This is a genomic window from Pseudomonas uvaldensis (genome assembly GCF_021271205.1).
Classification (GTDB): domain Bacteria; phylum Pseudomonadota; class Gammaproteobacteria; order Pseudomonadales; family Pseudomonadaceae; genus Aquipseudomonas; species Aquipseudomonas uvaldensis.
The window spans coordinates 220,023-245,203 of record NZ_JAIWKS010000004.1; the positions used below are offsets into that span (position 1 = coordinate 220,023).

Below are 25,181 nucleotides of genomic sequence, written 5' to 3' on the forward strand. Positions count from 1 at the left end.
CGCCGTTGGCGGCCAACGCCGCCAGCAACCTGACTGAAATGTAATCACCTGCCGCGCTCGCCTATGTCATCGTACGTTCAAATCTGCACGGGGAATGCCCCTGTTACGTGATGAATCGACGACGGACTTTATCAATGCAAACAAAAACCTCCCGGCGAACTTTCGTAAAGGGTCTGACCGCTGGCGGCATCCTGGGTGGCCTGGGTCTGTGGCGCGCGCCCGTCTGGGCGGTGACCGGTCCTGGCCAACCCCATGTATTGAGCGGCACCGAATTCGACCTGTCCATTGGCGAAAGCCCGGTCAATTTCACCGGTCATCCGCGTATCGCCCAGACCATCAATGGCGGCGTCCCTGGCCCACTGCTGCGCTGGCGCGAAGGCGATACGGTGACCTTGCGGGTACGCAACCGCTTGAAGGACACCACGTCCATCCACTGGCACGGCATCATCCTGCCGGCCAACATGGACGGCGTTCCAGGATTGAGTTTCAAGGGCATCGAACCCGACGGCATGTACGTCTATCAATTCAAGGTCCGCCAGAACGGCACGTACTGGTACCACAGCCACTCCGGTTTCCAAGAGCAATCCGGGGTCTACGGCCCCCTGGTCATCGATGCCCGGGAACCCGAGCCTTTCCAGTACGAACGGGACTACGTAGTGATGCTCACCGACTGGACCGACGAGGATCCCGCCGACGTCATCCGCAAGCTCAAGAAGCGGTCGGACTACTACAACTACAACAAACGCACCGTCGGCGATTTCATCGACGATGTGGCCAGCAAAGGCTGGGATGCCACCGTGGCCGATCGCAAGATGTGGGCCGAGATGAAGATGAATCCCACCGATCTGGCCGATGTCAGTGGCGCGACCTACACCTACCTGATGAACGGCCAGGCACCGGACATGAACTGGACAGGCCTGTTCAAGCCCGGCGAGCGCCTTCGCCTGCGCTTTATCAACGGCTCGTCCATGACGTACTTCGACCTGCGCATCCCCGGTCTGAAGATGACCGTAGTGGCCGCCGACGGCCAATACGTCCAACCGGTGAGCGTCGATGAACTGCGGATCGCCGTGGCCGAAACCTATGATGTCATCATCGAGCCCACCGCAGAGGCCTACACCCTTTTCGCCCAGTCGATGGACCGCAGCGGATTCGCCCGTGGCACCCTCGCGGCGAGGGCCGGTCTGTCGGCACCGGTGCCGGCGCTTGATCCCCGGCCGCTGCTCACCATGGACGACATGGGCATGGGCGGTATGGACCATGGATCCATGTCGGGCATGTCGGGCATGGATCACAGCCAGATGCAGGGCATGGACCATAGCCAGATGCAAGGCATGGGCGACATGGCCGGCATGGACGGTTCCATGCAAAGCATGTCCGGCATGGACCACAGTGCCATGCAAGGCATGTCCGCGCCGTTGTCCCATCCCGATACCGAGCGGGACAACCCGCTGGTGGACATGCAGGCCATGGGGGTCACTGCAAAGCTCGACGATCCGGGTATAGGACTGCGCAATAACGGTCGCAAGGTCCTGACGTACTCGGACCTGCGCAGCACCTTCCCCGACCCGGACGGCCGCGAACCGGGCCGCACGATCGAGCTGCACCTGACCGGGCACATGGAGAAATTCGTCTGGTCGTTCAACGGCGTGAAATTCTCCAACGCCGCGCCGCTGCTGCTCAAATACGGCGAGCGCCTGCGTATCGTGCTGATCAACGACACCATGATGACCCACCCGATTCACCTGCATGGGATGTGGAGCGATCTGGAGGACGAGAACGGCCGGTTCATGGTGCGCAAACACACCATCGATATGCCCCCGGGCTCCCGGCGCAGCTACCGCGTCACCGCCGACGCCCTAGGGCGCTGGGCGTATCACTGCCATCTGCTCTTTCATATGGAGATGGGGATGTTCCGTGAAGTTCGGGTGCAGGAGTAAGGAGCCGACCATGACCACAACGACCAAATATCGCGTTTTGTCTGGCGCCATCGTTGCCTCCCTCACCCTCGGCACGGCTGTTCCAGCCTGGGCCGCGAGCACTGACATGCAAGGCATGGATCACAGCCAGATGCCTGGGATGGACCACAGCCAGATGCAAGGCATGGACTCGATGCAAGGCATGGAGCCCATGCAATCGGCACCGACCACCAGCCGTACGCCTATCCCGACACTGACCGACGCCGACCGTGCCGCCGTTTATGAAGACCATGGCGGCCATGCGGTACATGACAGCGCCATCAACTCTTTTTTTCTCATCGATCAACTGGAATGGCAGGACGCCGATAAGGGCAGCGCGCTGAGCTGGGATGCTTCAGGCTGGATCGGTGGAGACATCGATCGCTTGTGGCTGCGCACCGAAGGTGAACGCACCAACGGCAAGACTGAAGAAGCCGAACTCCAGGCCCTGTGGGGCCACGCCGTCAGTCCCTGGTGGGACGTGGTAGCCGGCGTGCGCCAGGACTTCAAACCGGGCGATCCGCAAACCTGGGCAGCCTTTGGTATCCAGGGCATGGCGCTGTATAACTTCGAAGCCGAAGCCACGGCGTTCATTGGCGAAGGCGGCCAGAGCGCGGCGCGCCTGGAAGGCGATTACGACATTCTGTTGACCAATCGCCTGATCCTTCAACCCACCGCAGAAGCCAACTTCTATGGCAGGAACGACCCTTCCCGTGGGATCGGCTCAGGGCTTTCGGATACCAAAATAGGCTTGCGGTTGCGGTATGAAATCCGCCGTGAATTCGCCCCCTATATCGGTGTCACCTGGAATCGCACCTATGGCAACACCGCCGACTATGCCCGTGAGGAAGATGAAGACCGCAGTGAGGCACGCCTGGTACTGGGCCTGCGGATGTGGTTCTGAACACGCTTGAAACCGATTGACCCAAAAAATCAAAAACCGAGCTGTAGGAGTCCTTGCATGTCGTCCATCAAAAACGCTGTTGTCGCTGTCGCGCTGTCCACCGGTCTGTTGATCAGCGGGTTGGCCCAGGCGCATCCGAAACTGGTGTCCTCCACCCCCGCCGAAGGCGCGGAAGGTGCCGCGCCGGAAAAGATCGAACTGCATTTTTCCGAAAACCTGATGACCCAATTCTCCGGCGCCAAGCTGATGATGACGGCGATGCCCGGCATGGCGGCGCACTCACCGATGCCAATGCCGGCAAAGGTGTCAGGCAGTCAGGATCCCAAAACCATGGTTATCACCCCGAACGCCCCGCTCGCGGCCGGCACTTATCAGGTCCAGTGGCGCGCGGTATCGTCCGATACTCACCCGATCACCGGTAACGTCTCGTTCAAGGTGAAGTGACTTGAACGAGTCGATCAACGTTGCCCTGCGCCTGGCCCTGTATCTGGATTTGATGTTGTTGTTCGGCATCGCCGCCTTCGGCCTCTACAGCCTGCGAGGCCAGGAACGGATCTCCGGCGCGGTGTTGGACTTCAAGTCGCTGCTGACAATCACCGCGCTGCTCGGCCTGGCGTTGTCGGTGGCTTCCATGGTGTGCATGGCCTGGGCCATGAGCGGTGCAGCTGACTGGGAGGAGCTGTGGCCCCATATTGAGATAATGGTGTCGGGTACAGACGTGGGTTGGAGCTGGAGCCTGCGGATCGCGACGCTGGCAGTGGCCGCCATTGCCGTAACGCTCAATCATCGTTGGCCCGGCGTCAGCTTGTGGCTGGTCGCGCTGAGCGGGCTCGCCGCGTTGGCTACCCTGGCCTGGACAGGACACGGTGCCATGGACGAAGGCGAACGCCGTACCTGGCACTTCACCACTGACTTCTTGCACTTGTGGGCAGCGGGTGCCTGGGTGGGTGCCTTGGCCGCGTTCGCCCTGCTGCTCCACCAGACTACACCGCCACTGTCGCTCATGAGCCGGGCACTGACCGGCTTTGAAACCATCGGAGCAGTGATTGTGGTGCTGATCAGCGTGACGGGCGTGGCAAACTATCTGTTTATCGTCGGCCCAAACGTCGACGGGCTGCTCGACAGCACCTATGGTCAGTTGCTGGTCCTCAAACTTGCCCTGTTTGCGGCCATGCTGGTGTTCGCCGCGCTGAACCGTTTCCATCTGAGCCCGTTACTGGAGCAGGCCAGGCAAACCGGCGAGCAAAGCATCGCCATCAAGGCCTTGCGCAGAAGCATGGTGCTCGAGTTGTCGGTAGCAGTGACCATCCTTGCGCTGGTGGCCTGGCTGGGAACATTGAGCCCCACCATGGAGTAGCAGCCAAAAACCGCACCGCAAACCACTGTGAGAGCGAGCTGCTCGCGATGACGGCGGCACATCCAACATCACGGCCCAGGCAGTTCGCTATCGCGGACAGTCCTGCTCCCGCAGCGGTTTCCAGCGCATTTAATCTTTCAATAGCCCTGCCAAGTTTTCAATTTGCCCCACGCCTCGCTTCCCGGCCTAAATGGCATTTTTATTCGGCCAAGGCTCTGTTATGGAAAACGTTCGAACTTCAAGTACCCACGCCGTCTGGCTGATGGTCAGCGTGGTATTGGTGGCGCTGAACCTGCGGCCCTCCATGGCTGCCGTCGGGCCATTGTTGTCAGCCATTCGTGGCGAGGTGCCGTTGAGCTTCAGCGCCGCTTCGCTGCTGACCATGCTGCCGGTCATGGCCATGGGCCTGGCGATGTTCCTGGGCATGCGCATCGCCTTGCGCATCGGCGAACACCGTACCATCGTGCTGTCGCTGTTGATCATCGGCCTCGCCACAGCGTCGCGCTTGTACCTGGACAGCGCCGTCGAGTTGATCGTCAGCGCGGTAGTGGCCGGGATAGGGATCGCCCTGATCCAGGCGGTGATGCCGGCTCTGATCAAATCACGCTTCAGTGACAACGTCTCGCTGTTCATGGGGTTGTACGTCACATCGATCATGGGTGGAGCGGCGCTCGCGGCATCGTTTTCACCCTTCGTCCTGACCCAGACCGGCAGCTGGCGTATCGGCCTGGCCATCTGGGCGATCCTGGCACTGGTCGCCCTCGGTTGCTGGTACGCCCAGCGTTCGGCGGTCACGCCTCTGCCCGACGCCCCGAACCGGCAGCAAGAGTCATTCTTCGCCAATGGCCGGGCCTGGTTGCTGGCGATTTTCTTTGGCCTGGGCACTGCGTCCTATACCTGCGTGCTGGCCTGGCTGGCGCCGTACTACGTGGAAAAAGGCTGGAGCGAACAACATGCAGGCCTGTTGCTGGGCTTCCTCACGGCAATGGAAGTGCTGTCCGGCCTCGTCACCCCGGCGATTGCCAACCGCAGCCAGGATAAACGCCTGGTTCTGGCCGTCCTGCTGGCCTTGATCATGGCAGGGTTCTGCGGTCTGATCCTCAGCCCGGAACGCTTGAGCCTGTTGTGGCCTTGTTTGCTGGGATTGGGTATCGGCGGCCTGTTCCCCATGAGCCTGATCGTCTCCCTCGATCACCTGGACAACCCGCGCCGGGCCGGTGGCCTGACGGCGTTCGTGCAAGGCATCGGCTATCTGATCGCCGGGCTTTCACCGTTGATCGCCGGGATGATCCGGGATCAGCTGGGCAGCTTCGAATGGGCCTGGTGGTCGCTCACCGCGGTGATGGCACTGATGATCCTGATGGTGTTGCGCTTCAATCCCAAGCAGTACGCACGTCACATCAGCTAGTGCCTGTTCGGCTCGTGTGCTTGAAGGGCTGCAATGATTGCGGCCCTGTTTTATTCAAACCTACCCATGACGGCCGACGGATTTGCCCATCATGACGTTCCGGTACTCAAACGCAGGAATCAGACCTTGATGAAAAACGTCGGTTTTGCAGCCGCTCACTGGGGCATGCTCATCTGGGCAATGCTGATTGCTTCGTCGTTCTTTGCGGCGGCTCAGGTCAGCCAGGCGATCGATCCAATTCTGCTCACGGGCTTGCGATTGCTGTTTTCCGCCTTGATGTTTCTTCCGCTACTGCTGCTGAAAAAAAGCTCGCCCATCTCCACCCAAGGCTTGTTGGCGCACGCGGTCCTTGGCTTGTTGCTGGCGACCTACTTCGGTTCGCTGTTCGAAGCCTTGCGTTACACCTCGGCGGTCAATACCGCGACGCTGTACACACTCGTGCCCTTGATGACGCTGTTCTTCGAGGTTTTCCTGCTGCCCAGTCCGAATCTCAAGACCCGCCTGCTGCCCATGCTGATCGCCGCGGCCGGCGCCGTGCTGCTGACGCTCAAAGGTTCGGCGCCCGGGCAAATGCCTGCGCTCTATCCGGTGCTGGTATTCGGTGCCGGTTGCCTGGCGATGGCGCTGTATTCACCTCTCAGCCAGCGATTCAAGGCCAAGGCGCTCAAGGGACGGGATCCGGTGGCGATGACCTTCTGGAACATGCTGTTCGGTTCACTGTTCCTGTTGGTGTTCTGCCTGTTCAGTGGAGGCTGGCGCAGCGCCCTGCAACTGTCGACGCTGGATATCGGTTGGCTGGTGTATCTGGCTCTGTTCGGTACCCTCGCTACGTTCTGGCTATTGCATCGGGCAATCGGGGTAATCGCACCGTCCACGGTGATTTCCTACGTGTACCTCAATACACTCTTCGTGACGCTGCTCCACTGGTTCTGGTTCAGACAGCCCCCCCTGCCCCTGGAGATCACCGGCGCTGCGCTGGTGGGCGTGGGGATGCTGGCACTGGTGATCTCAAGCCGTAACGCGAAGACCGTTACGGCCTGAGAGCCGGTCATCAAGTCGATACCGGGCGTGGGGCAACCGGACTCCAACGCTCCAGTTCCCGCTCCAGAAAAGCCGCCACCGCCAGCAAGCGCTCTTCCTGCCAATGAGGCCCGACAATCTGGATGCCGATAGGCATCCCGGTGACGGGGTCGGTGCCGGCGCGGATCACCACCGCCGGCGAACCGCTGAGGCTGAAGGGGAAGACGAAGGCATAGCGGTCGCGGTCCTCCAGGGACTCCCCATGACGGAAGGCGACGTCCGGGAACACAGGGCAAATGAGCAGATCATGCTGCTTGAAGAACTTCGCCAGTTGATAGCGGAAGGTGTCGATGGCGATCCAGTCGCGCTTGACTTCATCCACGGTCAACTCCACGGCCTCGCTCATGTCCATCAACTGAGCGATGGCCGGGGTGAAGCGGCGCTTGTTCATGGTCTCGAACATCTGCCGCCAGCCTCGTCCGGCATCGGCACCGGTGATGAACACCCGCCACAGCACATCGCAAGCCTCTTCGAGCATCGACGGCGCCAGCTGGCTCACCTGCGCCACCACCGACTCAAGGCAATGCTCGACCTGTTGCAACACCTGGCGCACCGACGCGCTGACCGGCGTGCGACCCGACTCCGAGAACAGCGCGATACGCAGGTCGGCCAGCGGCTCGCTGTCGGCGAACGGTACGTCGACCGTGTCCGGGTCGAGGCCGTCGGCACCGCTGATCAACGGCCCGAGCAGCGCCAGGTCATCGACATACCGCCCCATCACCCCAAACGCCGAAGTCAGGTGAAACAGCCCGGAACGGTCGTTGGGGAACTGGCCGGTCAAGGGCACGCGGCCCTGGGTCAGCTTGAGGCCACAGATGCCGTTGAAATGCGCCGGTATGCGCACGCTGCCGCAGGCATCGGAAGCCAGGCCCGCCGGCGAGCACCCGGCGGCGATCGCGGCGGCCTCACCGCCACTGCTGCCGCCGGCCGAGCGCTGTAAGTCGTGGGGGTTGAGGGTACGGCCGTAGATCAGGTTTTCGGTCTCGAAGGCCATGCACAGTTCAGGCACATTGCTGATGCCCAGGATGATCGCGCCGGCCTGTCGGAGCCGGGCGACCGCCGTTGCGTCCTGCTGGCTGGTCTCGCCCAGCAGCTCCTCCAGCCCGCGGGACATTTTGAACCCACGGACATGGAGCACATCCTTGACGGTGATCGGGATGCCATGCAGCGGACCGCTGATTTGCCCGATGCGTGCCATCTCGTCAGCCTCGCGGGCCTGGCGCCGCAGTTCCTCCACGGGCGCCAGTTGGATCAGTGCATTGATCTGCCGATTTCGCTCGGCGATGCGCTGCAAGTAGAACTCCAGCAACGTGACACTGGTCAGCACGCCCCGCCGCAGCAGGCCGGCCATTTCTCGCAGGGTCAGGGTGTCGGGGTTGAACATGCTCACGACGCCTCCTTGCTGCGCAGCCATTTGTTGGGCAACTGGTACATGTTGCGCACCACCAGGGAGAACGCCTTGACCGCCAGCTTCGGTCGCCGGTCGATGGCTTCCAGAGCTTCTTCGATCATCGTCAGGACATGGCGCAACGCATCGGGAGAAATGTTCAGCGGCGGATAGAAGCGCAACACCGGGCGTTCGGCCTTTTCATTCATCGAGTGCCCGGCATGAATGCCGCGCTTGCCCAACTCCATGCTCATCAAGGCCTCATAAACCGACCCGCGCAAACGCAGGCCCGTCATCAGGCCCACCCCTGGCACGTCCTCGACGATGTGCGGATAGCGCAGCGCCAGACGTTGCAAGCCATGGCGCAGCAATCCGCCGTTGATCCGCGACTGTTCCACCAGGTTGTGTTGCTCGATGTAGTCGATGGCGGCGAGCGCCGAGGCACACGCCACCGGATGACCACCGTTGGTGCGTGTGTCGGGCTCGATTTCGCTGAGCGGGTACTGGCTGGCCAGGCGCTGGCTGTACATGGCGCAGGCAAACGATGTGTAGCCACCGGTCAGACCCTTGGAGAGGATCATGATGTCGGGCACGACATCGTCATACTGCACGGCGAACCACTTGCCGCAGCGACCGAAACCGGTCTGGATCTCATCCGCCACCAACAGGGTGCCAGTGGCATCGCACAAGGCCCGCAGGTTGGCCATATAGCCCACCGGCGGCACTTGCAGATGGGCACCGCCCAGGATCGGCTCGACGTAGACCGCGCACACGCCCTCGCCCACGGCCTTTTGCAGAGCGGCAAAATCACCGTAGGGCACGCAGGTGACGTCGGACGGCGCGATGCCATAGCTGCTGTGGTTCTGTCGCTGCCCAAGGATGCTCATCGCTGCCAGGGTCTTGCCATGGTAGGAGCCGCTCATCACCACGATGCCGCGCCGGTGCGGCTGGATCCGCAAGGCATAGCGCAGGCTCTGCTCCACCGCTTCGGCGCCGGACACCATGTACTGCACATCGCCCCACTCCCCCGGCACCAACTGGCACAGGCGCTCGGACAGTTTGTCCTGCAGCGGATGACGCCGACCTTCCGGCACCCAGGCCAATTGATTCAGTTGCGCCTGCACCTGCTCGCGTACCATCGGGTTGCGATGCCCGACGATGAACACGCCATAGCTGCACGCGCAATCGATGAAACGCTTGCCGTTGTGGTCAGTGACGTGGATGCCATCGGCCTGTTGCTCGACGGTGGTCTTGCCCAGGCGATACAGCTTGGCTGCCGATGCGCTCCAGTGCCGCTGGCAATCGTCCAGCAGTTGTTCATGCGGCCTGAGTAAGGACATGGCTCAGCGTCTCCTTGATGATGTTTGCGGCACGTTGGATAGGTTCGGGACGAGCGGTGATCGGGCAACGCAGGATCAACTCGCGACCGCGAGGAACGCTGACATAGACGCCTTTTTCATAGAGCGCCTCGCACACCGCGCTCGGTTGCAGGTCGTCGGCCAGCGGCAGACTGACCCAGGCGCCTTCGGCCACGGCACCAAATGACGCCAGGGTCTGCGCCAGTCGCTGGCCGTTGTCCCGGCATTGCCGGGGCGAGTCGTTGACCTGCGCATAATCCAGCGCGGCCAGGGCTGCGACACAGGCCATCGGGTTGCCAGCCGTGGTGCTGCCATGCTTGGCCGGACTGCTGCGGCCGTAGACCTGCCAGGCCATGTGTTCGCTGCAGGTGTAAGTGCCAATGGGAATCGCGCTACCGCCCAGGGCTCCCCCCAACACGACGATATCCGGCACGGGGCGAAAATGCTGGAAGCCGAACAGTGTGCCCAGGCTACCGAGGCAAGTTTGCGTATCGACCGCGATGACCGGCACCGAAGCCTGCGCCGCGCGGGCGTGCAGGCGCTCGACCAGCGCGGGTTCGAGCATTTGCAACCGGCCATTGGCATCAAGACGGGTATTGCTGTGACACACCGCGAAGCAATCGTTCCAGTCCACCGTGTCCAGGTCGGCGAGATGACGAATCGCCGCCCGCTTGAAGCCGAGGAAAGCCTGCACACCCAGGTCGCCCTGGGTGGCATTGAGGCAACGCCCGTAAGTCAGCGAACCGTAATCGCCACCCTGTACAAACACGATGGTGTTGCCCTTTGGCTTGAGGCCCTTGCATAGCTTCAAGGCGCCTTCGAACGCCTCGTCACCCGAACTGCACACATAGGAGCTGACCAGCGGCGCTGGCAACACCTCCGCCAGACGGCGGCACAAGGCAATCAGCGGTTCAGACATCAGTACCCGATTGGACAGGCCCATGATCTGCGCCTGGCGTGTGACCGCTTCGATCACCGCCGGCACCTGGAAGCCAAACCCGCCGGTCAGATCGATAATCTGCCGGCTATCGCCGTCGAGGTAGGTCTCGTACTGCCCGCCGATAATATATTTGTCGTTATTCATGGGATCTCTCAGCGGTAGCTCAAGGCATTGAAAATGCGCCGACGCTCATCGACGATGGTTTCGCGGCCGTGCATGACCCGACGGTTGTCGATCATCACCATGTCATGGTCACGCCAGCCCACCGGAACGGTGTACTGGGCCGACACTTCAGCGATCTCGGCGAGGAATTCGGCGGGAATCGCCTGCCCGCTCACCGTGTCGATCACCGGCACCTCGTAGTTGTACGAAGGCCCCAGGATGCTATTGGCAAACGCCGGGCGCTGACTGAAGGAGGAGGTGAGAATGGCCGACGTGCTGAAGGCGTAATGAATCGAATCGTCGGTCGGGTTGTAAGAGATATGGGTCTGCGGATCATCGCCGATGATCTGCAACAGATCATCGATGACGACCGCCGCCGGATCCGACAAGGTGGTCGAGTAATGGCAAACCAGCCGGCGCCACTTCTCCCCGGCCACGGTACGACTGTAGCGGATCGGATTCTCTTCGAAGAAGCTGCGGCAGGCCGGGGACAGCTTCGCCAGCACCTTTTCTCCGTCGCAGATCGTGGTTTGCGAGCCCTTGCGTGGTGCCTCCTGGCAATAGAACCAGGTGATGTCCGGCCAGAACGGCGAGTTGCCGTTTTCGCAATGCAGGCCCACCGCCTGGTGGCCGGCATCCACCAACTGTGCGGCGCCACCCACCATGATCCGGGCCGGGTCCAGGCTCAGCCGGGAACTGTTCTGCCTGACGTAGGCGCTGAACTGCTCGGCACTGTGGATGCAGTTGCGAAACAGCACGACCCCATAATGTCCCAGTAGCTCATACAACTCAGCCTTGCCCAGGCTGGCGAAGTGGTGCGATTCGACGATGGAGATGTCCGGGTTTTCAAAGTGAAAGGCAGGTGTGCTCATTGGATGCGTTCCCTTGCAGAGTGGAAAAAACAGTGGCGATATCGGCGCGTTTTGGCCGACCGGTAACGGTGTAAAGTTGTTCGATCAGCGGATCGTCCTTGGCCAGCAGCCAGAGCCGGCTCGGTCGTTCGATGTCGGAGAAGTGTCCGGTCGACCAGCTCACCAGCTCATCGCTGGCCGGAGTCGACTCGACGCACAACAACGCCACCAGACCGTGCTGCTCGTCGAAAAACACCGCGGCGTCGTTCACGCCAGGGTATTTGCGATACTCCAGCTCGACCTGCTCAGGGCTGACGTTGCGGCCGTTGGGCAGGCAGATCACGTTCTTCTTGCGCCCATGGACATAGAGGTAACCCTCTTCGTCGAGCATCCCCAGGTCGCCGGTGTCCATCCAGCCGTCGACGGACATGGAACACGCGCTGGGGTCCGTCCCCGAATAACCGCTGAACAGTGAGCTGCTCTTGACCTCGATGGTCTGATCCGCGCCGATCCGTACCTGGACATGGGGAAGCGGCTTGCCGACACTGCCCAGGCGCTGTTCCTGGGCCGTGTTCATGCTGACCACCGACGCGTTCTCGGAAAGCCCGTAACCTTGGTACACCTCGATACCCTGCTCCGCCAAAGCGTGCAGTGCATCGATGCTCACCGCCGCGCCTCCGCAGGTAATGTGCGCACCGGACTTGAGATAACGGGCCAGACGCTCACCTGGCTCGCCACCTTCTTTCAATTGCTCCAGGAAGCGATTGATCATGACTGGCGGTACCGTCAGGGCTGTTGGCTGGACTTGCAGGATCCAATCGACCAGCCGCTGTGGCGACGCGCCCGGCTCGCCGAGCAGCGCTTCGCTCGGAGGGAGGAAATGCACAGTCCCGCCAGCCAGCAGCGGCAGGTAGGCGGCCGTCACCTGTTCGAGCAGCAGGCTCAAAGGCACCAGCGACAAGTAACGACGATGGGCATCGGCGGGCATGCGCTGGCGCAGGGAAGTCAACACCGCACCGACAGCACGGGTGCTCAAGCGCACACCTTTGGGCCGACTGGTGGTTCCCGAGGTGTGGATGATCTTGCAGATCCAGTCATCGTTACCGTTCGGCGCGTACAGCAACGGCTGCTCGATCACGGGCTCGCTGATACGCCGCAGGCGGCTGTCGGGGAAATTCAGCTTCCAGCGTTGTGCCAACGTTTGCTGCCCGGCGGCATCCACCAGAAACCCGTCGCAGCGTTCTGCCAAGTGTTCGGCCTGGGATTGGCTGAACGCCAACGGTAATGGCAGCGCGGTGATCCCGGCGAACAGGCAAGCCAGGTCGGCCACCAGCCAGTCACTGCTATTGCGCGTGGCGATACCCAACACCACCTGATCGCCGTTGGCCGGGCTTGCGAAACGCCGTTGCAGTTCCGCGGCCAGATTAATGGCCCGGTGCTCAAGCTCCCCGTAGGTCAGCTCTACCGACTCACTGCCCGACAACCAGTCGACCGCGCAGACCGCCTGGCGGTTGACCTGCAGCGCCAGTTGCAACTGATCGATGAACCCGCCACTCATGGTTGCGCCCTCGCCAGCGAATCGCTGGGCAGTTGAGTGAACGAGGTGTTGAGGGTCATGGCCGCAAAGCGGGAACGCTTCGGATCGACCTGAATAAAACCGGTCACCGGCGCCTTGGAATAATAGGTCCCCCAGTTCTTGCCGCCGTCGTCAGCCAGGCGAGTGGGGTCTGCCGTCAACAACGGCTCGAAATGAATCTGGCAACTTTCCATCATTTGCCGGACTCGGGGCGTCACCGTGCACAACAGGTAATGCCCACCCATGCACCACGACAACAACGGAATCATATTAACGAGAATCATTCCCGCTGTCAGATGATGCGAAATAAGGTTCCCAATCTCGACAATGTTTGAACGCTCGATGGTTTTCTCGAAACGTTCGGACAGAATCTCATCGATCGGCTGCGTCAGGTATTGCTCGGAAAACAGCGTGCGGTGGTCGGCAAATGTAATTCCGGCACACGCGAGAATACGATCCGCCTGATCCTGAGTGACTGCAAAGTATTGTGGGTTTGGTTCAACCGATGCCGAATAAGAACTTCGAAACTTCTCTTTCACTACTTCAGTGGCTTGTACCCATAACGGCGTTTGGGTTTCTGCGACACGTATTTGCATTTCGTCCTCCTCCGTCCTTGTGCAGGATTTCCAAAAAAAGCGAGGCGAGCATATTTAAGAAATTTCCTACAAGCCATTTAAAAAATAAATTGCATCCGCTAATATATAAATAAACGTCTTTGTCATAAAAACAAGAGACGCTAGCCCATGGAATGCGCCTAGAAGGAACTTATGCTCAATAGTAATTTGCTTAGAAAGCTGGACATGCAGGACCTCATGGTGTTCGTAGCGGTGTACGAACAGAGCAGCGTTACCGAGGTCTCCGAAGCCCTTTGTGTCAGCCAATCCACCGTCAGCTACTGCCTGAAAAAGCTGCGCACAAGCTTCGAAGATGAATTATTCATTAACACTCGCAGCGGCATGCGGCCTACAAACAAAGCCAGTGCGATGTACAGCCATATCGTCAAGATTCTTCACACGATCAACATCTGCCATTCAGGCATTCAAACATTCGACCCCACCCAGAAAGAAATCACTTTCAACATTTGCGCGCCCGAATACTTTGAACTCTTGATACTCCCAAAACTGATCAAATGTTTTGCCGGCAGTCGTTTCCCCATCATTGTCAATATAACGAAACTCCATAAAGATATTCCGGTCGATGAATTGATGGATGGGCGTTTCGACCTGGTTATTTGTTTTGGACCGAACTTCCACCGTGGCGCAAAGGGACTGCGCTCGCAAGTACTGCTGGAAGATGAATTAGTTTGTGTGTTCGACAAGCATGCCGACTTGCCGGACGAGGTGCTCAGCCTGGAGACGTTTGTCGCATGTCAGCATGTTTTTCCGACACCCTGGACGTCCGACACCAACATGGTCGACGGCTGGCTCGCCCGCCAGGGCCATAGCCGCCAAATCGTGGCCCGGGCCAACAGTTACGTGGCGGCACTCAACATGATCCCCGGGACCGACTTCGTGCTGACCCTGCCTCGACGCATCCAGGCCTTGACCTGCGACGAGGAGAGATTCAGCCATCGCAAACCGCCCACTGGGCTACCGAATTTCACGCTAGATATGGTGTGGAGCGAGAAGCCCGGCCAAGACAACGCCAACATCTGGTTTCGCGAACAGATTGTGAAAGTCTGCGCCGAGGACGGCTTGCTGTAACTGCCGGGGAACCATGGGAATTGCTCGTGGTTCCCCCGCCGAGGCTTTTCTGCAGGCAAAAAAAAATCTGGAAATCCTCACTTTCGTGGGCCTTCCAGATTTTCAAAATCTTCTAAAAATGGTGGGTCGTGTAGGATTCGAACCTACGACCAATTGGTTAAAAGCCAACTGCTCTACCAACTGAGCTAACGACCCGCTTCGTGGTGGCGCGTATAATACTGATTTTTAAGGACTATTCAACACCCAATTTGAAAAAAATCAAAAATATGGGGTCGGATCGCCCACGCCCGCCGCTTTGAAGCCCTCGGCACGCAGGCGGCAGCTGTCGCATTTGCCGCATGCACGGCCCTGCTCATCCGCCTGATAGCAGGAAACCGTCAGTCCATAATCCACGCCCAGCTTCACACCAGCCGTGATGATTTGCGCCTTGCTGAGATTTTGCAGCGGCGCCTGGATACGAAAACCCTGGCCTTCCACGCCGGCCTTGGTCGCCAGGTTGGCCATGCGCTCGAAGGCTTCGACGAATTCCGGACGGCAGTCCGGGTAACCCGAATAATCCACGGCATTGACGCCGATAAAAATATCCTGGGCGCCCAACACTTCGGCCCAACCCAGCGCCAGAGACAGGAACACCGTATTGCGAGCCGGCACATAAGTCACCGGGATACCTTCGCTCGGGGCCTCTGGCACATCGATGGAACTGTCGGTCAAGGCCGAGCCGCCAATGCCGTTGAGGTTCAGACCGATCACCTTATGCTCCACCACGCCCAGATCACGGGCTACCCGCTCGGCGGCCTGCAGTTCAGCACGATGGCGCTGACCGTAGTCGAAGCTCATGGTGTAGCAACGATAGCCTTCGGCGCGGGCCATGGCCACGACCGTTGCCGAATCCAGGCCGCCGGACAACAGGATGACCGCACGTTTTTCCACTGTGTTCGATTGCTCTGTCATATCAGCGCCCCGGCTCGTCGTTCCAAAGATATTTATGCAGCTGCAATTGCAGGCGCACCGGCAGGTTATCCGCCACCACCCAATCCGCCAGATCGCGAGCGTTCAAGTCGTGATGGCTCGGGGAAAACAATACCTCCCCCGCTCGCTGGTCGAGCCCGTACTGAATGAGCTTGGACACGGCCCAGTCGTAATCCTCACGCGAGCAGATCACGAATTTGACCTGATCGTTGCGTGTCAGCAGCTCGATGTTTTCGTAACGGTTGCGATGCGCCTCCTTGGAGCCTGGGGTTTTCAGGTCCAGGACGCGACTGACCCGCGTATCGACCGCCGAGATATCCAAAGCGCCGCTGGTTTCCAGCGAGACCTCGTAACCGGCATCACACAGCCGTTCAATCAAGGGAATGGCATTGGGTTGCGCCAGCGGCTCGCCGCCCGTGACGCAGACATAGCGCGGACGATAACCGGCCACTTGCTCGAGGATATCGTCGAGGGTTCGCAGAGTGCCGCCGCTGAAAGCGTAGGCACTGTCGCAGTATTGGCAGCGCAACGGACAGCCGGTGAGCCGCACGAATACAGTGGGCAACCCGGCCGTTCGCGTTTCACCCTGCAACGAGTAAAAAACTTCGGTGATTCTCAATGTGTCTTGCATAGTCGCCACGGGCGTAACAGCTAAACAGGCCGTCCGCCTCCGTCAGGCACTTCAAGGAACCCCGCCAACGCGCAGGCCCCAAAAAGCGTGTTTCATGAAAAGGGCGTGAATTCTAACGAAAAAACCCGCGACAAGCGCGGGTTTCTTCACAAACGGGTCGGTCTACATGCGTTGCAAGTCACGCTGAGCCAACTGAGCAGCGGATGTGCCCGGATACTGGGCCACGACTTGCTGCAGGATCCCCTTGACCTTATCGGTATGACCCAGACGACGCTCTACATCAGCAAGCTTGTACAGCGAATCCGGTACCTTGGCATGCTTTGGGTACAACTGGGAGACCTTGGCGAACGCCTGTCCGGCGCCTTGCAGGTCGCCCTTTGCCAGGTTCACTTCGCCCAGCCAGTATTGGGCATTGCCCGCGTACTGACTGTTCGGGTATTTACGCAGGAAAGCGGCGAAGGCCTGGCTGGCCTTGTCGAAATCCTTGGCCTTGATCAGGTCGAAGGCGGCATCGTAATAGAGCTTTTCCTTCGCCGGATCGGCCGGTTCGCCGCTGGCGGCAGGTGCTGCCGGAGCGGCTGCCCCTGCGCCCGCTGCGGCACCGGGGGCGTTCAAGTCGCCACCGGCTGGAGAATTCTCAGGAGTCGCGGCGGGTGCAACGCCGGTTCCTATGCGCCGATCAAGATCCTGGTAACGTTCCAGGTTCTCCTGTTTCATGCGCGATACTTCGTTTTGCAGCACTTCAATCGCGCCTTGCTGGCGTGAAATCTGATCCTGCATTTGCTGCAGTTGGTTGAACAGCTCGCCCTGTGCCGAGACAGGAGCCGAAACTCCTCCCCCGGCATAGGCGCCGTTCGTACCGTAACCCGCAGGCGGATAGCTGCCCCCGCTATTGTTATAGCCGGAATCGTTATCGACCACAGGAACCGCAGCCCACGCCATGAATGGCGCGAGGCTGAGAGCCAGAACAGTTACAGCACGACGGCACGTTCGCATGACGAATCAGTTCTTACGCAGTTCGACGCGACGGTTTTGAGCCCAGGACTGCTCGTCGTTGCCAGTGGCAACTGGACGCTCTTCGCCGTAGGAAACCAGTTCCAGCTGAGCTGGGGAAACACCTTGCAGTACCAGGTAGCGTTGAACGGCTTTCGCACGACGCTCGCCCAGTGCCATGTTGTACTCACGAGTACCACGTTCGTCGGTGTTGCCTTCCAGAACAACGCGAGCGCCGTTTGCTTTCAGGTCTTTGGCGTGAACGTCCAGAGAGCGCATGGCTTCTGGCTTCAGGTCCGAACTGTCGTATTCGAAGTAGAAGGTGGTGATTGCGCGCAGAGCAGCTTCTTCGCTCAGGGAGCCGTCAACTGCACCAGTGTTAGCGCCGTAACCAGCGTTCGGATCAACAGCGCCTTCACCGGCGTTGTCGCCGCCTTTGGACGAGCAACCTACAGCTACGGCCATGGCCAGAGCCAGCGCAGCAAATTTACCAAACTTCAGCATTTCCATCGTGAAACTCCTAATGAACCCCAGTGTGTTAAGTAAAACGTATTGCGCCGCGTCAGTTCAGGTAAGGGGACCAGGACGGTTCTCTGACTTCGCCTTGTGCGGTAGGAAGCGGGAGCCTCACGCGTCCATTGATGGACACGAGCATCAGCACTCCCCGGCCCTGCTGGCGGGTGGCGTAGATTACCATGGTGCCGTTGGGCGCAACAGTAGGCGACTCGTCCAGAGTGCTATCAGTTAGGATTTTTACGCTGCCGCGCTGCAAATCCTGAGCCGCCACCTTGAAATTAGTGAAACCATCCTGGCGATGGATCATCACCAGGGTCTTTTCATCCGCCGACAGTTTCGGGTTGGCATTGTAGTTACCGACGAAAGTCACGCGCTCGGCACCGCCGCCACCGGCACTGGTCTTGTAGATCTGTGGCTTGCCACCACGGTCGGAGGTGAAGTAGATGGTCGAGCCATCCTTGCCCCAGAACGGCTCAGTGTTGATGCCCGGGCCGTTGGTAACGCGGGAGATCGAACGAGACGCCAGATTCATCACGTAGACGTCCGGGTTACCGTCCTTGGACAGTACGAACGCCAGGCGCGAACCGTCCGGCGACCAGGACGGCGCACCGTTCAGGCCTTCGAAGTTGGTGATCTGCTCACGACGACCGGTATCGATGTGCTGCACGAAGATACGCGGACGCTTCTGCTCGAACGACACGTAGGCGATACGCTTGCCATCGGGGGCGAAACGTGGCGACAGGATCGGCTCACGGGATTGCAGCAGGGTTACCGCACGGGCGCCGTCGTAGTCAGAGCGTTGCAGCGTGTAGCGGGTGTTGTTTTCCGAGAAACGCTCGGCCGTCACATAGAGCATGCGGGTAGAGAACGCGCCCTTGATGCCGGTGAGCTTTTCGAACGACTGGTCGGAAATGTAGTGCGCCATGTCGCGCAGTTGGTCGACGCTGCCCGACACGCTTCCGGTCAGCACTTGCTGCTCGGTGGCGACATTGAACAGGGCGTACTGCACTTGCAGGCGACCACCGGCCGGAACGATGCTGCCGACCATGATGTACTGGGCGCCCAGGGCCTTCCAGTCACGGTAGATGACTTCGCTGGCCTGGGTCGGCAGGCTGATCATGTTCTGCTTCGGAATCGGCGCGTAGTAACCCGAGTTGCGCAGGTCGTTGCCGATGATTTCCGCCATGTCGTCCGGCAGGACACTGCCGCCCTGCCAGCCGAACGGTACGACGGCGATCGGGGTGGCCCGGTCGCTGCCGCTGGTGACCAGAATGTTCTTTTCCTCTGCCATCGCTATCCCTGCCAGGCAGCAGATAACGACAAGCATTGATCGAAGAAGGTTTCTCACAAGGCTAGATCCTCAGGTGTGAATGTCATCTTGAATGAACGATAGGGAGCGAAATCGCTCGGCTTCATTCCTTGCATTTCCGTCAATCGTCCAATGTTCTTGACCGCTGCAACCGCCGAAGCATCGAAAGGTCCATCGCCACTGGACTTGGCCACGCTGACCGAGGCCACCGTACCGTCCGGCAACATGCCGATCTGCAAGACCACCGTCATGCCTTGGCGCGCCGAAGGTGGGCGAGCCCAGCCTTCCGCCGCCCGGGCACGAATCAGATCATCGAAACTGCCGGCGACTTCATCGCCCTGCTCATCGGCCAAGGCCTGCTGGCGCTCCGGCGTGTCGGAAAGCAAATCTGCCAGGGCCTGGGCCTTTTTCTCTTCGGCGGATTTACGCGCTGCGTCCTGGGCCTTTTTCTTGGCGGCGTCGGCGGCGGCTTTCTTCTTCGCGTCTTCGGCGATTTTCTTTTTCGCCTCGTCAGCTTCAGCTTTCTTCTTGGCGTCTTCGGCCGCTTTCTTCTTCGCGTCCTCGACGATCTTCTTCTTCGCCTCTTCAGCGGCCGCCTTCTTGGCCTCTTCTTCCGCGGCTTTCTTGGCTTCTTCTTCGGCTTTCTTCTTGGCTATATCAGCCAATTGTTTCTCTTCTGCCTTCTTGGCCTCGGCGGCTTTTTTCGCCTCATCGGCTTTCCGGGCCTCGTCAGCTTTCTTGGCCTCGTCGGCCTTCTTCGCTTCTTCGGCCTTTTGAGCAGCTTCCTCTTTCTTTTGTTCCGCGGCCTTTATCGCTTCCTGCTCGACCTTTTTCTGCTCCATCTGCTCGACTTCGGTCTGGCGTGCGGCAGACTTCTTCGCCTCACCGGCGATCTTCTGGTTGGTCTGTGTGGTGGCCTGGCTCTTGGATTTGAGCTGGTACAGGGTCGCCTGCACGATCGGTTTGGCCGGCGGCAGCTCCGGTGTCATGGAAAAACTGACGAAGAGCATGCCGAACACCAGCACATGCAAGCCAATTGCCCAAACACTGGGCCAGAAGTAGCTTTCCGAGGCGGACGGCTCTCGCTGTTGCTGCATCAGGGGGCCTCGGTGATCAAGCCAACATTACCGACCCCGGCTTTCTGCAGGCCTCCCATGGCGCCCATCACGGCACCGTAGTCGACCGTCTTGTCACCGCGGATGAAGACCTGGGTGCGCTTGCCGTTCTGGTTGCCATTATTGATGATCTTGGTCACCGCATCGGTCATCTGCGGCAAGGTCATGGCCCGGTCCTGCTGCTTCTCGGTGTCGACTTCACTGCCAAGGTTCCAGTAATAGGTCTTGTCAGCCTTGATCGAAATGGTCAGTACCTGGGTGTTGTTGTCCTGCGGCAAGGCTTCGCTGGAAACCTTGGGCAGATCGACCTTCACGCCCTGGTTGAGCATGGGCGCGGTCACCATGAAGATGACCAGCAGCACCAGCATCACGTCGATGTAGGGCACCACGTTCATCTCGGCGACCGGCTTGCGCTTGTTTCGGGCTCGAGCGATTAAAGCCATCGGGAAATACCTGCTTATTCTTCGCTGGTGTGCACTTTGCGGTGCAGGATCGCCTGGAATTCATCGGCGAAGGTGTAGTAGCGGCCGATCAGCGTTTCGCTGCGCGCAGCGAAACGGTTGTAGGCGATAACGGCCGGGATGGCCGCGAACAGGCCAATGGCAGTCGCGACGAGTGCCTCGGCGATACCAGGAGCCACGGTAGCCAGGGTCGCTTGTTGGGCGGAAGCCAGGCCACGGAAGGAGTTCATGATCCCCCAGACGGTACCGAACAGACCGATGTACGGGCTGACCGAACCGACGGTGGCCAGGAATGGCAGGCTCTGTTCGAGCTTTTCTTCCTCGCGGGAAATGGCCACGCGCATGGCGCGGGCCACGCCTTCCATCACGGCTTCGGGGTCGACGCCCGGCTGCTGGCGCAAGCGGGAGAACTCCTTGAAGCCAGCGCGGAAGATCTGCTCGACGCCCGAGTCCGGATCCGGGTTGCTGCCCGCCTGGCGGTAGAGCTTGGACAGGTCGATACCGGACCAGAAGCGCTCTTCAAAGCTCTCCAGGGCACGGCGACCGGCGCGCAACAGGTTGCCACGCTGAAAAATCATGATCCATGAGGTCACCGATGCGGCTACCAGGGTCAGCATTACCAGTTGCACCACGACACTGGCATTGCTGACCAGGCTCCACATGGAGGTATGGTCGACGACGTTAGCTTCCACGCTTTATCTCCTGCTCTGAGTGTGTACCCGCGCCGCTCACGCCGGCAAAGGCCGTACGTAGAGCTTCGGGAATGGCCCGGGGTTTCAAACTATGGGTGCGCACACAGGCCACCAAAAACTGCCCTTCACAGAGCAGTGCATTATCCGTTGTCCGCCTCACTTGCTGCTTGAAGCGCAGGCTGACACGGTTCAATTCGATGACATCGGCCGTTACCAGAAGCTCATCGTCCAATCGCGCCGGCGCGTGATAACGCGCTTCGCTGGAATGCACGACGAATAACAGGTCCTCCCCTGCCAGTGCGGATTGGGCGAAACCCAGTCCCCGCAGCCGTTCGGTTCGAGCCCGTTCCATAAACTTGAGGTAATTGACGTAGTAAACGATGCCGCCGGCATCGGTGTCCTCGTAATAAACGCGACAGCGATGTGCGAACGACTCAAGCCCGTTTTGCGCGCGCATACTCTAGTGCTTACTCCTCAGGTTGCCAATCCGGCCAGGCAACTGTTTTTTCATTCTCGAGTGCATTGACGCTCCGGGCGTGATCTGGGACAGCACGAACCGCAAAAAAGTCGCTGCACGGAGGTCGGTCAATCGTCCACGGCATCGAGGAATTCGTCTACCGTCGGCATCTCACCCATTCGTGTCGGGATGTTTAAACCAAAGTGCAGATAGGCATGCCGCGTCACCACACGCCCGCGCGGGGTACGCATGATATAGCCTTGCTGGATCAGATAAGGTTCCAGCACATCCTCGATGGTATGGCGCTCTTCGCTGATGGCTGCCGCGAGGCTGTCCACGCCCACCGGCCCACCGTCGAATTTCTCGATCATGGTCAGCAGAAGGCGCCGGTCCTGATGATCGAAACCCCGTTCGTCGATGTCCAGCAGGTTCAACGCCAGGTCGGCAATCGACTTGGTGATATGACCCTTGGCGCGGACCTCGGCAAAATCCCGCACCCGGCGCAACAAACGGTTGGCGATCCGCGGCGTCCCTCGGGCGCGACGGGCCACCTCATAGGCCCCCTCCGGATCCAGCGGCAACCCGAGAATGCCCGCCGAGCGACTGACAATCGTCGCCAGGTCCGCATTGCTGTAGAACTCCAGCCGCTGGACGATGCCGAAACGGTCACGCAGCGGGTTGGTCAGCATGCCGGCTCGGGTGGTGGCGCCCACCAGGGTGAAAGGTGGCAGGTCCAGCTTGATGGAACGCGCCGCCGGCCCCTCGCCGATCATGATGTCGAGCTGAAAATCCTCCATGGCCGGGTACAGCACTTCCTCGACGATGGGCGACAGCCGGTGGATCTCGTCGATGAACAGCACGTCATGCGGCTCGAGGTTGGTCAGTAGTGCCGCCAGGTCCCCCGGTCGCTCGAGGACAGGTCCCGATGTGCTCTTGATCGACACGCCCATTTCCTGAGCGATGATGTTTGCCAGGGTGGTCTTGCCCAGGCCCGGTGGGCCGAAGATCAGGGTGTGGTCCAGCGATTCGCTGCGCCCACGGGCCGCCTGGATGAACAGTTCCATCTGCTCGCGCACGGTCGGTTGGCCGATGTAATCGGCCAGGCTGACAGGGCGAATCGCACGGTCCTGGATTTCCTCGCGGTCACGGGGGCCACCCGTGGCGGCGATCAGACGATCGGCTTCAATCACTTAAATCATCCCCTTCAGGGCGCGACGAATCATTTCCTCGCTGCTCAGGCCCTTTTCCTTGATGGCGGAAACGGCCTTGCTGGCTTCCTGCGGCTTGTAGCCCAGGGAGATCAGCGCACTGACCGCATCGCTCTCGGCACTGATGACAGGCGCGGGCGCGTCCGGCTGGTTCGGCACCAGGGCAAACATGGCCGGCACAGCCTCCCAGGCCTTGAACCGATCCTTGAGCTCGACCAGCAGGCGTTCGGCGGTTTTCTTGCCCACGCCCGGTACCTTGGTCAATGCGGAGGTGTCCTGGGACTGAACGCAACGCACCAGCTCGTCGACTTCCAGGCTCGACATCAAGGCCAGGGCCAGTTTCGGCCCCACACCATTGAGACGGATCAGTTCACGAAAAAAGTCTCGCTCGCGCTTGCCGACGAAACCGTACAGTAACTGCGCATCTTCTCGTACGACCAGATGGGTGTGCAGTGTCAGCGGCTCGCCGACCGACGGCAGACGGTACAGCGTGGTCATGGGCACTTCCAGCTCATAGCCCAGCCCGTTTACATCCAGAATCAGGTGCGGCGGCTGCTTTTCAGCCAGAGTGCCGCGCAAGCGTCCAATCACGTTTCAGATCCTTGGGCGTTGGCCAGCCGCCGGCTGGCAAAGTGAAAACCTGGACAGAACGCCAACAATACAGGTGTTCGATGCCCAGGCTCATGAATGATTGCGCCGATGCTATCAGAGACGCAGGCGCCCGCCACGACTGCGTGCAGTCCCCAAGCCGTGAGGCATGAGGCTGGACCGCGTATGCGCATGACAAATGGCAATCGCCAGAGCATCGGAAGCGTCGATCTGCGGCTTGCTGACCAACTTCAGCAAATGCATCACCATCATCTGCACCTGCTCCTTGTTCGCCGCCCCCGTTCCGACGACTGCCTGCTTGACCTGGGTAGCGGTGTACTCGGCAATTTCCAGGCTTTCCTCGGCACCGGCAACAATCGCCGCGCCCCGGGCCTGCCCCAGCTTCAGAGCCGAATCGGCGTTGCGGGCCATGAAAACCTTTTCGATGCCCATGGTGACCGGGCCGTAGGTCTGGATGACTTCGCGCACGCCGCGATAAACGATCTGCAGGCGCTCATGCAATTCACCGGCGCCGGTACGGATACAGCCGGAGGCCACGTACACGCAACCGCGTCCGGTGTCGCGAACCACGCCATAGCCAGTGATGCGCGAACCGGGATCGATGCCAAGGATTAGAGTCATAGCGCCTGCAGGTTGAAGAGAAATGGCTGAAGCCTGTGAGGAATCTGTGGGAGCGAGCCTGCTCGCGATGGCGGCCTCCCTGCAACATTTTTGCAGGCAGTTCTATCGCTATCGCGAGCAGGCTCGCTCTCACATTTGAACGTGGCGACTACAAATCATCCTAGCTGTTCAGCCACCGACTGAGGAATATCGGCGTTCGAGTAGACGTTCTGTACATCATCCAGGTCTTCAAGCATGTCGATCAGCTTGAGCACCTTTTCAGCGCCTTCCAGATCCAGTTCGGCGCTGGTGGTCGGCTGCATGACGATTTCCGCATCGGCCGGCTTGAACCCGGCAGCCTCCAGCGCGTTGCGCACGGCATAGAAACTGGCGAACGATGTGAACACGTCGAACGAGCCGTCTTCGTGGCCGACCACGTCGTCTGCGTCGGCTTCAAGGGCTGCCTCCGTCAGGGCGTCCTCATCGAGGCCTGGCGCGAAGCTGATCTGCCCCTTGCGCTCGAACAGATAGGCCACCGAACCGTCAGTGCCCAGGTTGCCGCCGCATTTGCTGAAGGCATGACGCACGGCCGCCGCGGTACGGTTCCGGTTGTCGGTCATGCATTCGACCATCACTGCCACGCCGCCCGGACCGTAACCTTCGTAGGTCAGCTCTTCAACGTTGTCAGCCTCGGTCGCACCCGCTCCCCTGGCAATGGCCCGGTCGATGATGTCGCGGCTCATGTTCGCACCCAGCGCCTTGTCCAGGGCCAGACGCAAGCGCGGGTTGGAACCCGGATCACCGCCACCCTGGCGGGCCGCGACCGTCAGCTCACGGATCCACTTGGTAAAGATCTTGCCCCTCTTGGCATCCTGACGTTCTTTGCGGTGCTTGATGTTCGCCCACTTGGAATGACCTGCCATAACTCGCTCCGTTT

At 60.2% G+C, this 25,181-nt stretch carries 26 protein-coding genes and 1 tRNA gene; 7 read left to right on the forward strand and 20 right to left on the reverse strand.

Annotation, left to right across the window (positions count from 1 at the left end; translation table 11 throughout):
• Positions 1 to 134: 134 nt before the first annotated feature.
• The 6 genes from LCU97_RS10805 to LCU97_RS10830 all read left to right on the forward strand — a co-directional run bounded on the left by LCU97_RS10805 (position 135) and on the right by LCU97_RS10830 (position 6,668).
• The gene (locus tag LCU97_RS10805) at positions 135 to 1,940 is read left to right on the forward strand and encodes a copper resistance system multicopper oxidase (RefSeq protein WP_232776356.1); all 1,806 of its coding nucleotides are present in this window, start codon (positions 135 to 137) and stop codon (positions 1,938 to 1,940) included.
• Between the two features lie 10 nt (positions 1,941 to 1,950).
• Positions 1,951 to 2,862: a copper resistance protein B gene (locus LCU97_RS10810; protein ID WP_232776358.1), complete on the forward strand. Its 912-nt coding sequence runs from the start codon at positions 1,951 to 1,953 to the stop codon at positions 2,860 to 2,862.
• A gap of 57 nt (positions 2,863 to 2,919) precedes the next feature.
• Positions 2,920 to 3,306, forward strand: a complete 387-nt coding sequence (gene copC, locus LCU97_RS10815; protein WP_053147016.1) for a copper homeostasis periplasmic binding protein CopC — start codon at positions 2,920 to 2,922, stop codon at positions 3,304 to 3,306.
• 1 nt (position 3,307) lies between these two features.
• The gene (copD, locus tag LCU97_RS10820) at positions 3,308 to 4,219 is read left to right on the forward strand and encodes a copper homeostasis membrane protein CopD (RefSeq protein WP_232776360.1); all 912 of its coding nucleotides are present in this window, start codon (positions 3,308 to 3,310) and stop codon (positions 4,217 to 4,219) included.
• A 220-nt stretch (positions 4,220 to 4,439) separates the two neighbouring features.
• Entirely contained in the window at positions 4,440 to 5,627 is a 1,188-nt protein-coding gene (locus LCU97_RS10825; RefSeq protein ID WP_232776362.1) for a cyanate transporter, read from the forward strand.
• Between the two features lie 129 nt (positions 5,628 to 5,756).
• Positions 5,757 to 6,668 carry a DMT family transporter gene (locus LCU97_RS10830; protein ID WP_053147437.1) on the forward strand — a complete coding sequence of 304 codons (912 nt, stop codon included), beginning with the start codon at positions 5,757 to 5,759 and terminating at the stop codon, positions 6,666 to 6,668.
• 10 nt (positions 6,669 to 6,678) lie between these two features.
• Here LCU97_RS10830 and LCU97_RS10835 read toward each other — a convergent pair whose 3' ends face one another.
• The 6 genes from LCU97_RS10835 to LCU97_RS10860 are packed head-to-tail and all read right to left on the reverse strand — an operon-like array spanning position 6,679 to position 13,577.
• Positions 6,679 to 8,091, reverse strand: coding sequence for an amidase (locus LCU97_RS10835; protein WP_232776552.1), 1,413 nt, complete (start codon positions 8,089 to 8,091; stop codon positions 6,679 to 6,681).
• Between the two features lie 2 nt (positions 8,092 to 8,093).
• On the reverse strand, positions 8,094 to 9,434 hold the full coding sequence (locus LCU97_RS10840; protein WP_053147008.1) for an aspartate aminotransferase family protein: 1,341 nt from the start codon (positions 9,432 to 9,434) through the stop codon (positions 8,094 to 8,096).
• The gene (locus tag LCU97_RS10845; RefSeq protein WP_232776364.1) at positions 9,412 to 10,536 is read right to left on the reverse strand and encodes an aminotransferase class III-fold pyridoxal phosphate-dependent enzyme; all 1,125 of its coding nucleotides are present in this window, start codon (positions 10,534 to 10,536) and stop codon (positions 9,412 to 9,414) included. Before LCU97_RS10845 ends, LCU97_RS10840 begins: the two co-directional genes overlap by 23 nt.
• Before the next feature lie 8 nt (positions 10,537 to 10,544).
• The gene (locus LCU97_RS10850; protein ID WP_232776366.1) at positions 10,545 to 11,426 is read right to left on the reverse strand and encodes a TauD/TfdA family dioxygenase; all 882 of its coding nucleotides are present in this window, start codon (positions 11,424 to 11,426) and stop codon (positions 10,545 to 10,547) included.
• Complete coding sequence (locus tag LCU97_RS10855) at positions 11,401 to 12,963, reverse strand: AMP-binding protein (protein WP_232776367.1); 1,563 nt, start codon at positions 12,961 to 12,963, stop codon at positions 11,401 to 11,403. Before LCU97_RS10855 ends, LCU97_RS10850 begins: the two co-directional genes overlap by 26 nt.
• Positions 12,960 to 13,577, reverse strand: coding sequence for a thermostable hemolysin (locus tag LCU97_RS10860; RefSeq protein WP_053146999.1), 618 nt, complete (start codon positions 13,575 to 13,577; stop codon positions 12,960 to 12,962). The genes LCU97_RS10855 and LCU97_RS10860 overlap by 4 nt, the downstream gene beginning before the upstream one ends.
• Positions 13,578 to 13,748: 171 nt before the next feature.
• Here LCU97_RS10860 and LCU97_RS10865 point away from each other — a divergent pair, with 171 nt between their 5' ends.
• Positions 13,749 to 14,684, forward strand: a complete 936-nt coding sequence (locus tag LCU97_RS10865; RefSeq protein ID WP_053146997.1) for a LysR family transcriptional regulator — start codon at positions 13,749 to 13,751, stop codon at positions 14,682 to 14,684.
• Positions 14,685 to 14,803: 119 nt separating this feature from the next.
• Here LCU97_RS10865 and LCU97_RS10870 read toward each other — a convergent pair.
• The 14 genes from LCU97_RS10870 to LCU97_RS10935 all read right to left on the reverse strand — a co-directional run bounded on the left by LCU97_RS10870 (position 14,804) and on the right by LCU97_RS10935 (position 25,167).
• Positions 14,804 to 14,879 (reverse strand) — tRNA-Lys (locus LCU97_RS10870).
• Between the two features lie 63 nt (positions 14,880 to 14,942).
• Positions 14,943 to 15,635 (reverse strand): 7-cyano-7-deazaguanine synthase QueC, encoded by a 693-nt coding sequence (queC, locus tag LCU97_RS10875; protein ID WP_232776369.1) that lies wholly within the window; start codon positions 15,633 to 15,635, stop codon positions 14,943 to 14,945.
• 1 nt (position 15,636) lies between these two features.
• Complete coding sequence (gene queE, locus LCU97_RS10880) at positions 15,637 to 16,284, reverse strand: 7-carboxy-7-deazaguanine synthase QueE (protein WP_232776372.1); 648 nt, start codon at positions 16,282 to 16,284, stop codon at positions 15,637 to 15,639.
• A gap of 162 nt (positions 16,285 to 16,446) precedes the next feature.
• On the reverse strand, positions 16,447 to 17,280 hold the full coding sequence (gene ybgF, locus LCU97_RS10885; protein WP_053146991.1) for a tol-pal system protein YbgF: 834 nt from the start codon (positions 17,278 to 17,280) through the stop codon (positions 16,447 to 16,449).
• Between the two features lie 6 nt (positions 17,281 to 17,286).
• Positions 17,287 to 17,787 (reverse strand): peptidoglycan-associated lipoprotein Pal, encoded by a 501-nt coding sequence (pal, locus tag LCU97_RS10890; protein ID WP_053146989.1) that lies wholly within the window; start codon positions 17,785 to 17,787, stop codon positions 17,287 to 17,289.
• Between the two features lie 52 nt (positions 17,788 to 17,839).
• Positions 17,840 to 19,084: a Tol-Pal system beta propeller repeat protein TolB gene (tolB, locus tag LCU97_RS10895; protein WP_408636373.1), complete on the reverse strand. Its 1,245-nt coding sequence runs from the start codon at positions 19,082 to 19,084 to the stop codon at positions 17,840 to 17,842.
• 53 nt (positions 19,085 to 19,137) lie between these two features.
• Positions 19,138 to 20,199 (reverse strand): cell envelope integrity protein TolA, encoded by a 1,062-nt coding sequence (gene tolA / locus LCU97_RS10900; RefSeq protein ID WP_053146984.1) that lies wholly within the window; start codon positions 20,197 to 20,199, stop codon positions 19,138 to 19,140.
• Positions 20,199 to 20,651, reverse strand: coding sequence for a protein TolR (gene tolR / locus LCU97_RS10905; RefSeq protein ID WP_172679583.1), 453 nt, complete (start codon positions 20,649 to 20,651; stop codon positions 20,199 to 20,201). The genes tolA and tolR overlap by 1 nt, the downstream gene beginning before the upstream one ends.
• 23 nt (positions 20,652 to 20,674) lie before the next feature.
• Complete coding sequence (gene tolQ / locus LCU97_RS10910; RefSeq protein WP_053146980.1) at positions 20,675 to 21,370, reverse strand: protein TolQ; 696 nt, start codon at positions 21,368 to 21,370, stop codon at positions 20,675 to 20,677.
• A complete protein-coding gene (gene ybgC / locus LCU97_RS10915) occupies positions 21,360 to 21,827 on the reverse strand; it encodes a tol-pal system-associated acyl-CoA thioesterase (RefSeq protein ID WP_053146978.1) in 468 nt (155 codons plus the stop codon). Before ybgC ends, tolQ begins: the two co-directional genes overlap by 11 nt.
• Before the next feature lie 128 nt (positions 21,828 to 21,955).
• A complete protein-coding gene (gene ruvB / locus LCU97_RS10920) occupies positions 21,956 to 23,017 on the reverse strand; it encodes a Holliday junction branch migration DNA helicase RuvB (protein WP_053146976.1) in 1,062 nt (353 codons plus the stop codon).
• The gene (ruvA, locus tag LCU97_RS10925) at positions 23,018 to 23,626 is read right to left on the reverse strand and encodes a Holliday junction branch migration protein RuvA (RefSeq protein WP_053146974.1); all 609 of its coding nucleotides are present in this window, start codon (positions 23,624 to 23,626) and stop codon (positions 23,018 to 23,020) included.
• Positions 23,627 to 23,740: 114 nt separating this feature from the next.
• A complete protein-coding gene (gene ruvC / locus LCU97_RS10930; RefSeq protein ID WP_053146972.1) occupies positions 23,741 to 24,265 on the reverse strand; it encodes a crossover junction endodeoxyribonuclease RuvC in 525 nt (174 codons plus the stop codon).
• A gap of 155 nt (positions 24,266 to 24,420) precedes the next feature.
• Positions 24,421 to 25,167, reverse strand: coding sequence for a YebC/PmpR family DNA-binding transcriptional regulator (locus LCU97_RS10935; RefSeq protein ID WP_053146970.1), 747 nt, complete (start codon positions 25,165 to 25,167; stop codon positions 24,421 to 24,423).
• Between the last annotated feature and the right edge of the window lie 14 nt (positions 25,168 to 25,181).